The 13,637-nt window shown below is 33.2% G+C and carries 11 protein-coding genes and 1 pseudogene; 11 read left to right on the top strand and 1 reads right to left on the bottom strand.

Translation table 11 applies throughout. From position 1 onward, the window contains the following. Positions 1-4: 4 nt before the first annotated feature. The 3 genes from hslU to NFR82_RS03940 all read left to right on the top strand — a co-directional run bounded on the left by hslU (position 5) and on the right by NFR82_RS03940 (position 3,065). Positions 5-1,399, top strand: a complete 1,395-nt coding sequence (hslU, locus tag NFR82_RS03950; RefSeq protein WP_251716990.1) for an ATP-dependent protease ATPase subunit HslU — start codon at positions 5-7, stop codon at positions 1,397-1,399. Between the two features lie 111 nt (positions 1,400-1,510). After that, positions 1,511-2,401 carry an aldose 1-epimerase family protein gene (locus NFR82_RS03945; protein ID WP_251716989.1) on the top strand — a complete coding sequence of 297 codons (891 nt, stop codon included), beginning with the start codon at positions 1,511-1,513 and terminating at the stop codon, positions 2,399-2,401. 49 nt (positions 2,402-2,450) lie between these two features. Next, positions 2,451-3,065 (top strand): LysR substrate-binding domain-containing protein, encoded by a 615-nt coding sequence (locus NFR82_RS03940; protein ID WP_251716988.1) that lies wholly within the window; start codon positions 2,451-2,453, stop codon positions 3,063-3,065. Positions 3,066-3,168: 103 nt separating this feature from the next. Here the strand turns inward: NFR82_RS03940 and plsY are convergent, their stop codons facing one another. Then, entirely contained in the window at positions 3,169-3,804 is a 636-nt protein-coding gene (plsY, locus tag NFR82_RS03935) for a glycerol-3-phosphate 1-O-acyltransferase PlsY (RefSeq protein WP_251716987.1), read from the bottom strand. 96 nt (positions 3,805-3,900) lie between these two features. Between plsY and parE the strand changes: the two genes are divergently transcribed. The 8 genes and pseudogenes from parE to NFR82_RS03895 all read left to right on the top strand — a co-directional run. Continuing rightward, positions 3,901-5,847 carry a DNA topoisomerase IV subunit B gene (gene parE / locus NFR82_RS03930; protein WP_251716986.1) on the top strand — a complete coding sequence of 649 codons (1,947 nt, stop codon included), beginning with the start codon at positions 3,901-3,903 and terminating at the stop codon, positions 5,845-5,847. Positions 5,848-5,864: 17 nt separating this feature from the next. Further along, a complete protein-coding gene (parC, locus tag NFR82_RS03925) occupies positions 5,865-8,345 on the top strand; it encodes a DNA topoisomerase IV subunit A (protein ID WP_251716985.1) in 2,481 nt (826 codons plus the stop codon). Between the two features lie 118 nt (positions 8,346-8,463). After that, complete coding sequence (locus NFR82_RS03920) at positions 8,464-9,402, top strand: LysR family transcriptional regulator (RefSeq protein WP_251716984.1); 939 nt, start codon at positions 8,464-8,466, stop codon at positions 9,400-9,402. Positions 9,403-9,454: 52 nt separating this feature from the next. Then, positions 9,455-10,390, top strand: a complete 936-nt coding sequence (locus tag NFR82_RS03915) for a manganese-dependent inorganic pyrophosphatase (RefSeq protein WP_251716983.1) — start codon at positions 9,455-9,457, stop codon at positions 10,388-10,390. A gap of 35 nt (positions 10,391-10,425) precedes the next feature. Further along, positions 10,426-10,734: a mucin-binding protein gene (locus NFR82_RS03910; protein WP_251716982.1), complete on the top strand. Its 309-nt coding sequence runs from the start codon at positions 10,426-10,428 to the stop codon at positions 10,732-10,734. Between the two features lie 124 nt (positions 10,735-10,858). Continuing rightward, complete coding sequence (locus NFR82_RS03905; RefSeq protein WP_251716981.1) at positions 10,859-11,449, top strand: peptidylprolyl isomerase; 591 nt, start codon at positions 10,859-10,861, stop codon at positions 11,447-11,449. Between the two features lie 9 nt (positions 11,450-11,458). Then, entirely contained in the window at positions 11,459-12,142 is a 684-nt protein-coding gene (locus NFR82_RS03900; RefSeq protein WP_251716980.1) for a YoaK family protein, read from the top strand. Positions 12,143-12,366: 224 nt separating this feature from the next. Next, positions 12,367-12,595, top strand: a pseudogene (locus tag NFR82_RS03895) (aldo/keto reductase); the annotation flags it as partial. Positions 12,596-13,637: the final 1,042 nt, after the last annotated feature.

The raw sequence follows: 13,637 nt of genomic DNA, 5'->3' as shown, positions 1-13,637 counted from the left end.
AAAAATGGCTATTAAAACCCCAAAAAAAATAGTTGAAATTTTAAATCAATATATTATTGGTCAAGATGAAGCTAAAAAATCAGTTGCCATTGCACTTTATAACAGATACCGTAGAATGCAGCTAAGTAAGGAAATGCAAAAAGATATTACTCCAAAGAATCTTTTGATGGCTGGGCCTACTGGTGTTGGTAAAACTGAAATTGCTCGTCGATTAGCTGATATTGTTGAAGCACCTTTTGTTAAAGTCGAAGCTACCAAGTTTACTGAAGTTGGATATGTTGGTCGTGACGTGGAGTCGATGGTTCGTGATTTAGTAAGTGAAGCTGTTCGTATGGAAGAAAAGGATGAATTTGCTGACATTCGTCCGCAAGCGGCCAAAGAGGCCAATAAAAAACTTGTTCGTCTTTTGGTTCCTGGTGTTAAGCGTGAAAATCGCGAAAGCCAAATGCAAGAGATGATGGGTATGCTTATGGGCGGACTTAATCAACAGGCTCCAAATAATGATAATGAAGAAGTTACTGATGAAATTAGAAATCAACGTTTGAGCGTATCAGAACAACTTGCGAAAGGATTACTTGAAGACCGAGAAGTTACTATTGAAGTTGAACAAGCTCCGAAAGTAAATCCAATGAATGATATGATGGGTCAAATGGGAATGGATATGAGCTCGATGCTTAATAATCTTGTTCCTAAGAAGAAGGTAAAACGTACTTTGGCAGTTAAAGATGCTAGAGAAGTTTTAATTCAGGAAGAATCTCGTAAGTTAGTTGATTACGATTCTTTATATCAAAAGGCAATTGAACGTACTGCTAACAACGGAATTATCTTTATTGACGAAATTGATAAAATTACTGCTGGCAATAAAAAGACTTCAGGAGAAGTTTCTCGTGAGGGTGTTCAACGAGATATTTTACCAATCGTTGAAGGATCAACTGTCCAAACTAAGTACGGTGCAGTATCTACAGATCATATTTTGTTTATTGCTGCAGGTGCATTTGCTGAAAGTAAGCCAAGTGATTTAATTCCAGAATTACAAGGTCGTTTCCCAATTAGAGTTGAACTTAATGCTTTGACAAAGGATGATTTTGTAAAGATTCTCAAGGATCCAGAAAATTCATTATTAAAGCAGTACATTGCATTGATGCATGCCGATGGAATCAAGTTAATCTTTACACAAGAAGCCGTAGATAAGATTGCTCAAATTGCTTTTGATGTAAACCAAGGAACAGATAATATTGGTGCTCGTCGATTATCTACAATTCTTGAAAAACTTTTAGAGGATGTTTTGTATGAAGGTCCAGATATGGAAATGGGCGAAATTACAATTACTGAATCATATGTAGAAGATAAATTGAAAGATATTATTACTAATAAAGACTTAACTAAGTTTATTTTATAATCAAAAAAGGCATTCAATTTGAATGCCTTTTTATTTACATTTTTTAACAATAAAAGCGTATACATTGGTATAATGAATATCAGAAGAATTATGTATTAAAGGAATAATGATATGAATTATACGATTAAAAATAATATGTTAGAAGTAACGATTTCTAGCATGGGAGCAGAAATTCAAAGTGTTAAAGGTGTTCATACTAATCATGAATATATGTGGCAAGCAGATCCAGAAATTTGGGGTCGCCATGCACCGATTCTTTTTCCAATTGTTGGTCGTTTAAAGAATGATGAATACACTTATAAAGGTAAAACTTATCATTTAGGTCAACATGGTTTTGCTAGGGATCAAGAATTTGAAGTTGAAAAGCAAACAAATGAAAGTATTACTTTTCTTCTTAAAGACAACGAAGAAACTCGAAAAGTTTACCCATTCAAGTTTGAACTAAGAGTTAACTACAACTTGATGAATAATTTACTTGAAGAAAACTTTTCGGTAATTAATAAGTCGGATGAAGAAATGATCTTTGGAATTGGTGGACACCCAGGATTTAATGTTCCAGTTTCAGACACTATTAAGAAGTCAGATTATTACTTCAGCTTTCAACCTTCTAAGCCAAGAGTTCGTATTCCACTAAATGGATCATATCTTGCATGGGATGAACGGTCACTTGCATCAACTGATAGCTTAATTGAATTAAGTGATAATCTATTTAAGGATGACGCATTAATTTTTGAATTACGTGGACATGATAATAAGGTTTCTTTGAGGACTGAAGAAAGCAAGTTTCATGTTAACGTATGGACTAGGGATGCTCCTTTTGTGGGTATTTGGTCACAATATCCTAAGACCGCAGATTATGTATGTATTGAACCTTGGTGGGGGATTGCAGATCGAGAGGATGCAAGTGGAAAATTAGAAGAAAAATATGGTATGAATCGTTTGAAGCCAGAAGAAAAGTTTACAGCCGGCTTCAGTATTACATATCATGGTGATGAAAATTAAAAAATTTATAACTCTGCATTTGCAGAGTTATTTTGTTAGGAAAAGGAAAATGAAGAAATTAAAAGTTGGCTATTTTAAAAATTTTGGAAGTAATGAATTAAATCTAACCAAAGAAAAATTTGAACAAAATTTTACAGATTGTACTATTGAGTTAAGAGCATATTCTCAAGCAGGTTTAAAAGATGCTTTGGAAAATCATAAAGTAGATATAGTATACACAGACATTCGTGATGAGTCTTTCTCTGATAAGAAGATAGAACCGATAGTAAATATTGGTTTAATGGCACTATTACAAGCCGGTAATTTTATGTCTGGCCAACAAACAATAGAATTAGAACAATTAGAGAACATCCCTTTACTTTTAGTTTCTGAAGAAGATGATGAGGCCGATGAGTATCATTATTATAAAGATTTATTGCATATTAATAGTCCCTTTCTTGCAGTAAACAGCTTTAATGAAGCTGCGCTTATGGCTCAATCTGGTTCTGGATATTTTATTTTAAATGAACTAGCCGCGAAGCTTATTTATAATGATCAGTTACAAAAGTTATTTTTACTGAGGGATGGTAAACAATTAAGGCAAGAATGTGTATGTGTGTATAATCAAGAAGGTAATAAGTACATTAATGAATTCATTAAATTGCTGAAAGAGAATGTAAAATAAAAACCACATTAATTAATGTGGTTAAAGTCTTTCTTGCGAACTAATGTTTGAAGAGATATAATATTTTTATGTAAAAGCAACGAGTTTGTTGCTTTTATTTATTTTAGCTATTATGATGAGACCTTTTCTTATACCAATATAGAAGCCCGAATGGTACCATGTTTTCTTCATGCTTTTCAATACGTTTAATATTGCTACGATGACTCCAATAGATTAAGATTACCAGTAATCCGCTGATAATACTTAATGCAATATCATGGAAGAAAAATGAGGCAATAAATATTAAGACGATCGAGATTAAACTTGATAAAGATACCATACTGGTAATAAGTAAAGTTGGAATAAAGATAACAGCACATATTAGAAAGAAATGTACATTATAGCCTAATAAGAAACCAGCAGAGGTTGCGACAGCTTTACCACCCTTAAATTTAAGGAAGATTGAAAATGCGTGACCTAAGATTGCTGCCAATCCAAAGACTAGACATAAATAATGCGGCCCAAGTTTAAAGATTACTGGAAGTAATGTAGCAAGTGTTCCTTTAAAGAAATCAATTAAAAATACTACAACTCCAGCTTTTGGTCCTAAAACTCTAAATGTATTGGTTGTTCCGATATTTCCAGAACCGTAGTTTCTAATATCCTTATGAAAAAATATTTTTCCAATTATTACACCGGTAGGAAATGCACCAATCAAATATGCTAAAATAAATAGCGATGCGATTTTTATTGCAGACATGTATAACAACTCCTATTAAGTCTATGGCTATTTTAGCAAAATTTAACTTATAAATATATGGAGTTGCAAAAATAAAGAGTAAGTGGAGGAATTTTAGTGGTTAAGGCTAATACTTATGATGATTCTTCAATTCAAATATTACATGGCCTAGAAGCTGTCCGTAAACGACCTGGTATGTATATCGGTTCAACAGATATACATGGACTAAATCAGCTTGTTTATGAAATTGTCGATAATTCAGTCGATGAAGCAATGGCTGGATATGGTAAAGAAATAGATGTAACTATCCATAAAGATAATAGTGTTACTGTCCGAGACTTTGGTAGAGGTATGCCAACTGGGATGCATAAATCCGGTAAACCAACTATTGAGGTCATTTTGACAGTTCTTCATGCCGGAGGTAAATTTACCGAACAAAATTATAAAACATCTGGTGGCTTACACGGGGTAGGTTCTTCAGTTGTGAATGCTCTTTCCAGTTATATGAAAGTTAGAGTGGTTCGTGATGGAAAAGCTTATGAAGAAGAATTTGAAAATGGTGGACATCCGGTTGGTACTTTAAAATGTGTTGGATCTACAAAAGAAAAGACAGGTACAACAATTACCTTTAAGCCAGATCCAACTGTTTTTTCAACAGTTAAGTACAAATATGAAACTATTCAAGAAAGAATTCGAGAGTCTGCATTTCTATTAAAAGGTGTAGAATTTAATCTGACGGACGAACGTGAACCAGAGCATCATGATACATTTAAGTATGATGACGGTATCAAGTCATTTGTTAAATATTTAAATGAAGGTAAGGGCACTATTAGTGATATTTTTTATTTCCAAGGTGAACAAGATGGAATGGAAATTGAATTTAGTGGTCAATACAGTGATGGATATTCAGAGAATCTAGTTTCGTTTGTAAACAATGTTAGAACTGCAGATGGTGGTAGTCATGAAGCAGGAGCTAGAAGTGGTTTTACGAAGGCTTTTAATGACTATGCTAAAAAACAAGGCTTACTTTCAAAGAAAGATAAAAATATTGATGGTTCGGACTATCGAGAAGGTTTAAGTGCAGTTTTATCAATTAAAATTCCCGAAGAATTGCTTGAATTTGAAGGTCAAACCAAGGGTAAGTTAGGAACTCCTCAAGCTCGTTCAGCAGTAGATTCACTTGTTTATGAGAAGATGTCTTATTACTTGATGGAAAACGGTGAATTAGCTCAAGATCTCGTTAAGAAGGCACAACGTGCTAGGGATGCACGAGAAGCTGCTAAAAAGGCTCGTGATGAAAGTAGAAATGGTAAAAAGCGTCGAAAGAAAGAAGTTCTTTCGGGTAAATTAACACCTGCTCAATCACGTAATCCAAAGAAAAATGAATTATTCCTCGTCGAAGGTGATTCGGCCGGCGGATCTGCTAAGCAAGGAAGAGATCGTCGTTTCCAAGCAATTTTGCCTCTTCGTGGTAAGGTATTGAATACTCAAAAAGCTAAGCTTCAAGATATTTTTAAAAATGAAGAAATTAATACCATGATCTACACAATCGGAGCCGGAGTCGGAACTGAATTCAATGTTGAAGACTCAAATTATGATAAAGTGATCATTATGACGGATGCCGATGATGATGGTGCACACATTCAAATTTTGTTGTTAACTTTCTTTTATAGATATATGAGACCCCTTATTGAACAGGGCAAGGTTTATATCGCGTTGCCACCTTTATATCGTTTGCAAAAGGGTAAAGGCAAGAATACTAAAGTTGAATATGCTTGGACTGATGAAGAATTAGCTGAAGATGAAAAAGCTATGGGTCGTGGATATTCACTCCAAAGATTCAAGGGTTTGGGTGAAATGAATGCTGAACAATTATGGCAAACAACTATGAATCCTGAATCTAGAATGTTGATTCGTGTTCGAATTGATGATGCCGCTCTTGCAGAAAGACGTGTTACTACCTTGATGGGTGATAAGGTTGCTGCAAGAAGAAAATGGATTGAAGAAAATGTTAAATTTAGAATGGGTGAAGATGGTTCACTTTTAGAAGCTGATAACGAATAAAGAGGTTTTATAACTTAATGGCTACAAAAGAACGAATTCGTGAAATGCCACTTGAACAAGTAATGGGAGAACGATTTGGAAGATATTCAAAATATATTATTCAAGAACGTGCCTTACCAGATATTAGAGATGGTTTAAAGCCCGTTCAAAGACGTATTCTCTATGCTATGTATCAAGATGGAAATACATATGATAAAGCATATAAAAAAGCCGCTAAGGCTGTAGGTAATATCATGGGTAACTATCACCCTCACGGTGATAGTTCGATCTATGGTGCTCTTGTTCACTTATCTCAAGATTGGAAGATGCGTGAACCGTTAATTGAAATGCATGGTAACAATGGTTCTATGGACGGTGATGGTCCTGCTGCCATGCGTTATACTGAATCACGTTTAAACAAGATTTCTAATCGATTATTACAAGACATCGATAAAGATACAGTTAATATGGTTCTTAACTTTGATGATACAGAATATGAACCAACTGTATTACCTGCACAGTTTCCTAATCTTTTAGTTAATGGATCAACTGGAATTTCTGCAGGATACGCAACAGAAATTCCACCACATAACTTAGGAGAAGTTATTGATGCAACAATTTATTTATTGAAGTATCCAGATGCTAGTCTTGAAGATTTAATGCAATATATCCAAGGCCCAGATTTTCCAACCGGTGGAATTGTAATGGGCACTAAAGGCATTAAAGAAGCTTATGAAACTGGTAGAGGCAGAATTCAAGTCCGTGCTAAGACTTCAATTAATGAGATTCGCGGCCACCGTCAAGAAATTGTTATTACAGAGATTCCATTTGAAGTTAACAAAGCAATGCTCGTTAAGAAAATAGATGAAATCCGTTTGAATCGTGAAATTGATGGAATTGCGGAAGTTCGTGATGAAACAGATAGACACGGATTATCTATTGTTGTTGAATTAAAAAAAGATGCTGATGCACAAAATATCTTAAATTACCTCTTTAAGAATACAGATTTGCAGGTTTCTTATAACTTTAATATGGTTGCAATTGATCATATGACTCCTGTTCAAGTTGGATTGAAGCGGATTTTATCTTCATACTTGGAACATGACGAAGATGTTATTACGAAGCGTACTAAGTACGACTTGAATAAGGCTGAAACTAGACTTGAAATTATTCAAGGATTGATTCATGCAATGGATATTCTTGATCAAGTTATTAAGACTATTCGTTCTTCTAAAAATAAAGCGGATGCCAAGAAGAACTTGATGCAAGAATACAAGTTTACTGAACGCCAGGCAGAAGCAATTGTTTCCTTGCAACTTTATCGTTTAACTAATACGGATGTTGATGCATTAGTAGCAGAACAAACTGATTTAAATAAAAAAGTCGCAATTTATAAAGAACTTTTATCAAACAGAAGTGCCTTAGAAAAGCAAATTATTAAAGAGTTGAGATCCGTTAAGAAGGAATTTGAAAATCCTCGTCGTACACAAATTTCAACTCAAAGCGCGAAAGTACAAATTGATGAAAAAGCTCTTGTAGCAGATGAGCAAGTTCGCGTGTTAGTAAGTAAAGATGGCTATTTAAAGCGTTCTTCTTTACGTTCCTATCAATCAACTGATAATGGTGAAAATGGGCTTCCAGATGGTGATAAGATTGTTTATGAACAGACTTTATCTACATTAACTAATTTGTACTTGTTTACTAATTATGGAAATGTAATTTATCGTCCGGTTCATGAATTAGTAGAAACCAAATGGAAAGAAACGGGTCAACACTTATCACAAGAACTTGGTTTAGAGAATAACGAAAAGATCATTAGAGTCTTTGCGTTTGACGATTTAGATGCTGATATCAATTTCTTACTTGCCACAAATGATGGTTATATTAAACAATTGAAATTAGCTAATATTCAACCAACTAGAACTTATAAATCTAGGGCTATGACTGCTATGAAGATGAAAACTGCAAATAGCCGAGTTTTAAATGTTGACATTCTTAAACCAGATTCAAATAAGGAAATTATTTTATTTACTAATCAAGCATATGCACTTAGATATGACGTTGCTGAGATCCCTGAATCTGGTTCTAAAGCTGTTGGAGTTAAGGCAGTTAACTTAAAGGACGAAGATTTTGTTGTTAACTACGTTCTTGTTGCACCTGAAAATATTGATTTGATTAAAGTTGGTATTATAACTCAACGTGGTGCATTTAAGCAATTTGAAGTTAAGTTGGTTAATAAAGTATCTAGAGCTAAGCGAGGAGTCCTAGTGTTAAGAGAACTTAAAGCTAACCCTCATAGAATTGCTGCATTGGTGGCATATGGTCAAAACCATATCTTGAAGGTAACAACTACTAGCGATCGTCATATGAATATCAAGACTAATGAATTCCCATTAGGTGATAGATATTCAAATGGATCATTTGTGATTGATCCTAAAGTGGATGGTACTCCTATTTCTCTAGAATTAGGTAAGCCTTTAAGTGATTCAAGAGACGACGTTACTAATTTATTTGAATAATTAATTCTATATAAGAGTGTTAAATATATACATGCGTATATTTTGACACTCTTATTTTTTAGGTAGATAATGAGATACAACTTATTATTGAATAATTATTAGAAAGAAGATAATTATCATGCCCAGAACAGATATAATACTTTCGGCAAAATCATTGAGGTATTTTCTCCAATTAATTGATACTATGAATTACACTCAGGCAGCTCAAATTTTTGGAATTACTCAGCCCGCTCTAACTCAACAAATAAAGAAGTTGGAAAAAGCAATTGGAGCCCCGCTGTTTGGTCAAATGGGTAAGAAACTATATTTAACAGAAGCAGGTAAACAAATGCAATCAGCAGCTATTGTTTTACTTGATACAACTAATTCTGTGGTAAATAACATTCAAGAATTTACACAGATAGATAAAGGACATATTTCGATTGGATGTTTAAGAAGCATTGATTTAAATATTGTCACTGATTTTTTGATTGCATTCAATGAAAAGTACCCTAATATTACTATTGATGTTAAAAGCTTTGATAGAAAAGATTTATGGCACCAGCTTGATAATAATTTGATCGATGTTGCAATCATGTATTTACCAGATAATACTAGCAGTCAAACTTCAGGCCTTCAAAAGCAATATGGGCATATCGATCTTTATGAAGATAGATTGGTAGTTTTAACCCATAAAGATGATTTCGAATCTGAGCAAGAATATCTTGTGTCAAAGTTCGCTAATAATGAGTGGGTTTTATATCCAGATGGGTATTATGCAACCGATATGTTGAGAGAGGTTATGGCAACAAAGAGGAGTTTAAATGTACCAATTAGAATATCTTCAGATAGACAGTTGGTAAATATAGCGGAAAACACCAATTATGATACCTGTGTTACTAAATCTTTTTATGATAAAAATAAATCTAAGATAACACTAAAACCAATCTATCTTAAAAATGATAAGAAATTCACAGCATCTATAGTATACAGAAAGGGAAAGTTGGAAATTCCAAGAATCGAAAATTTCTTAACAAACTGGAAGAGCTTTTTGACTGAAAGGGCTAGTATAAATTAAATTATTTTAGTAGACTATAATAAGAAATAATTTAATAGAAAGAAGAATATGAATGAAAAAAGAACTAGTTTTTGGTCACCAAAATCCAGATACTGATGCAATTGGTACCGCAATTGCGTATTCATACTTCCAAAACCAAAATGGTTTTGATACTGAAGCTGTAGCTTTAGGTGAACCAAATGATGAAACTTCATATGCATTAAACAAATTTGGTTTTAAGGCACCTCGTGTCATTGAAACTGCTGCAAATGAAGTAGACAGTGTCATGCTTGTTGACCACAATGAACCACAACAAAGTGTTTCTGATATTGATAAAGTTAAGGTATCTCATGTTGTAGATCACCACCGTATTATGAACTTTAATACTGCTGATCCTTTGTACTACCGTGCTGAACCTGTTGGTTGTACCAGTACCATTATGTGGGAAATGTTTAATGAAGCAGGAAAGGAAATTCCTAAGAATTTAGCAGGCTTAATGCTTTCTGCAATTATTTCAGATACTTTATTGCTTAAGTCACCAACTACTACAGATAAGGATAAAGCAGCAGTTGAAGCTTTAGCTAAGATTGCGGGTGTCGACTACAATGAATATGGTTTAGCTTTACTTAAGGCTGGTACTAATATTGCCGACAAGTCTGAAGAAGAATTAATTGATTTGGATGCTAAGAGTTTTGACCTAAATGGTCACAATGTACGTATTGCTCAAATCAATACTGTTGATTTACCAGAAGCAATGGCAAGAAAAGCTGCTTTTATTAAGGCCATGGAAGATGCAAGTAAAGCAAATGGCTATGATATGTTTATGCTTGTAATTACTAATGTTTTGGATTCAGATTCAGAGGCTATTGTTGTAGGTAGTGATGAAGCTAAAGCAATTTTTGAAAAAGCCTTTGATAAGAAACTTGAAGATTCAAGTGTAGCTCTTCCAGGTGTTGTATCACGTAAGAAACAAGTGGTTCCTCCATTGACAGAAGCTTTTGAAGGTTAATAATACTTTTAAACATCCCATATGGGGTGTTTTTTTTGATTCGAGGAAAATATGATGAACCAATTAGCTTTGATGTTGATCCTTCAGCAATGATTAAGGATTATGAAAAACAAGGTTATGTCTTGGTAAGTAATAATTATACAAATGATAGTATATATACAACTACTCCTTCGTCGTTTGAAGTTCACTTAAAGCATGGCGTAATTAAGGTTGATCCAGAAAATCCAGGAAAACCAGATCAACCAATTAATCCTGGTGATCCTAATAAACTTGATGAACTAAAAATTCCGCCATTGTTATGGGAACCAATCAAGAATTCTGGAGATTGGTTCCAAACAAAATAAATTTCACTTTATCTTCAAAGCCATATTTTTAAATATGGCTTTTTATTATGACTAAAAGACTCTTATAATAATAACCAGTGTTAGAATGTTTAGTGAGAGAAAAGTAGAAAGTGGAGGAGAAACTATGAACTTACCTCAATTAGATTTAGAAAATATTCAGGGGCCAAAGGCAATAATCGAAACTAATCATGGAAAAATTGTGGTCCAATTATTTGAAAAACAGGCTCCTAAAACCGTAGAAAACTTTATCGGTTTGGCTAAAGAGGGTTACTATAACGGAACTATTTTTCATCGCGTAATTAGTGATTTCATGATTCAAGGCGGAGATCCTAATGGTGACGGAACTGGTGGTGAAAGTATTTGGGGCGGCAATTTTGAAGATGAATTTTCAGATGAGCTCTTTAATATTCGTGGTGCGCTTTCAATGGCCAATGCAGGTCCTAACACTAATGGAAGTCAATTCTTTATTGTGCAAAATAAAAATATGCCTAAACGCTATATTCGTGAAATGGCACCAGCTGGTTATCCTAAAGAAATTATTAAACGTTACAAACAAGGTGGTACTCCTTGGCTCGATCAAAAACATACTGTTTTCGGTCAGGTTATTGAAGGAATGGATGTAGTTGACGAAATAGCGAAAGTGCCGCGTAATAAATTAAATGACAAACCAAAAGAAGATGTCATTGTTGAAAAAGTAACGATTGAAGATAACTAAGGATTAAAAGTGGATTTAAAAAAATTATTTAATGAAAATAAACCTTCAGAATCACGAATTTTAGCTAGTGCTTTAACTTTTTCAGGTGGATTTGTTGATGCGTATACTTACATCCAACGTGGACATACTTTGTCTGCTGGACAAACCGGTAACGTGATTTTTTTTGCTAATTCACTAGCTCAAGGTAATGTTCGCGGTATGCTCACACGTGGGACAACATTTTTGGCTTTTTCTTTGGGATTACTAGTAGTTGGATTATTTCATAAATACGTCAAAAATAATTATTGGCGTGTCTTTTGTCTTTTTCCAATTTTGCTAATTTGTGGGATTGTAGGCTTTTTACCAAAAGAATTTCCTAACTACTATATTGTGCCAGCGATAGCATTTTGTATGGCCATTCAAAATGCCTCCTTCAGCAAAATTGAGGGACTAGGTTATAACAATGTTTTTACAACGGGTAATTTAAAGAAGTCAATGGTTGCTTGGTCAGCCTACTTTTTTGGTGAAGATAAGACGAAGTATAATGCAGCAGTTAACTATATGTGGCTGGTTATTTCTTTTGCTTTAGGTGCTATTGTCTCGGCGTTACTGCAGAACTATTTTTATTTAAGAACTATTTGGTTTGGCGTAGTACTCTTGGGAGTCATAAATATAGTTTATGTGTACTTATTAGTACAAAGGCATAAAATGTAGTTTTGAAAATAGCAGTACTTGCAAAATGATGGAAGGAATATCGTAGAATTTATAAGATTCTTGATGATTTTTGGTATTTGAATAATAAAGAAACTGAAATGAAAAGATAATTTCGATTTAAGATGACAAATTTTAAGGTCATAGCACTTGATAAAAGTGGATGAGTTAATGTAATTAAGCAGTCTGTTAAGGCTGCTTTTTTATTGAATAAATTGTATTGTGGTAAAGATGTAGGTCAAGTAATTTTACGTTTTGAAGTTCAAGAAGGTATTATTGTCTTTCCTAAATCAGTCCATGAAGCACGCATTAAATCTAATTTAAACATTTTTGATTATATGCTAACTTCTGATGAAATGGCTGTAATTCGTGCCTTAGATAAAGGCAAAGTTCAAGATACAGCTGGAAGGTGCAGAGATGCTTTTAAACGCCTTTGATGTTCATGCTAATGATTAAGGAAAATAGTATGGATTGCGCAAAAGTAATTGTAGATATGTATGTTTCTATCGATGGTAAGATTGATGAAAAACATAGTAGTATGCCCGGAGCAGCATTTTCAGGTAATTACTATATACTGCAAACGGAGTTAAATATGAAGATTATATTCCTAATGTAAATAGAGACAGTAATAATAAGTCAAGCTTTGATACTAGGGGAAAATTTATTCCCGATAAGTTTAGAATTAAAACAGTTAATAAATTGAAAGATGGTAGCGTTCAGTTCATCTTTACAAAAGAAAACTAATAATAAAAAGCATCCCAGGTAGGATTAGTCGACCTAGGATGCTTTTATTTTTCATCATATTCTGTAATTATATACAAGTATAAAAATAAGGAGTAACTTTATCACTGTGAGTTACCAAGTACCATATATCATTAACTGGCTTAAACTTTAAGTTTGAGAATAATTACTACTAGTAGTAGATTCATAGCACCTGGATAAAAGAATGATCATTATTATAATCCGTCTAGAAGCTGTTTACATTTAAGCGGTAAAAGAATTAGATTTGCATAAAAGAGAAGAGAATTTTCTTCATAATATATCTTCGTATAATATATATTATGTAAAGTTTATTAGCGGAAATAAAATTATCTTATGATTAGGTATGGTTAGCAAATGATTTATACAAGACAGTAAAACATTTGCTCAGTAGCAATTTAACTTTTTAGTTTTAAAGTTTAAGTTTTCTGTTTTAAACAGTTAAATAATATTAATTGCTTTTATTATCTAGTCAAACACTTATTTCCTTCTTTATTGAGAAATTTATATATTTCTTGAAACATTTTAAAATTTGGAGATAATTAATAAAAATAGAATGCTGAGAGCACGATTCTATGAACTGAAAATGTAGTTTAAATGATAACTTAATCATTTAAAGCAATAAAGATAAAATATAAAGAATTGCTGAAGCTGAGTATGTTTGAGACTGTCAAATCTTTTGTGTAAATAGTTCTTTCTCGCAAATTGATTTTTTAATTATTTATTTAATCAAAATAGG

Origin of the sequence: Lactobacillus agrestimuris, from assembly GCF_943193025.1 — a bacterium.
Taxonomy (GTDB): domain Bacteria; phylum Bacillota; class Bacilli; order Lactobacillales; family Lactobacillaceae; genus Lactobacillus; species Lactobacillus agrestimuris.
This window is presented reverse-complemented; position numbering and strand designations above follow the sequence as displayed.

Bases quoted from the DNA above. Each gene is read 5' to 3' on its own strand.
- NFR82_RS03945 (WP_251716989.1), top strand. From the start codon at position 1,511: ATGAATTATACGATTAAAAATAATATGTTAGAAGTAACGATTTCTAGC.
- parC (WP_251716985.1), top strand. From the start codon at position 5,865: ATGGCTACAAAAGAACGAATTCGTGAAATGCCACTTGAACAAGTAATG.
- NFR82_RS03915 (WP_251716983.1), top strand. From the start codon at position 9,455: ATGAAAAAAGAACTAGTTTTTGGTCACCAAAATCCAGATACTGATGCA.
- NFR82_RS03940 (WP_251716988.1), top strand. From the start codon at position 2,451: ATGAAGAAATTAAAAGTTGGCTATTTTAAAAATTTTGGAAGTAATGAA.
- hslU (WP_251716990.1), top strand. From the start codon at position 5: ATGGCTATTAAAACCCCAAAAAAAATAGTTGAAATTTTAAATCAATAT.
- NFR82_RS03905 (WP_251716981.1), top strand. From the start codon at position 10,859: ATGAACTTACCTCAATTAGATTTAGAAAATATTCAGGGGCCAAAGGCA.
- NFR82_RS03920 (WP_251716984.1), top strand. From the start codon at position 8,464: ATGCCCAGAACAGATATAATACTTTCGGCAAAATCATTGAGGTATTTT.
- plsY (WP_251716987.1), bottom strand. From the start codon at position 3,804: ATGTCTGCAATAAAAATCGCATCGCTATTTATTTTAGCATATTTGATT.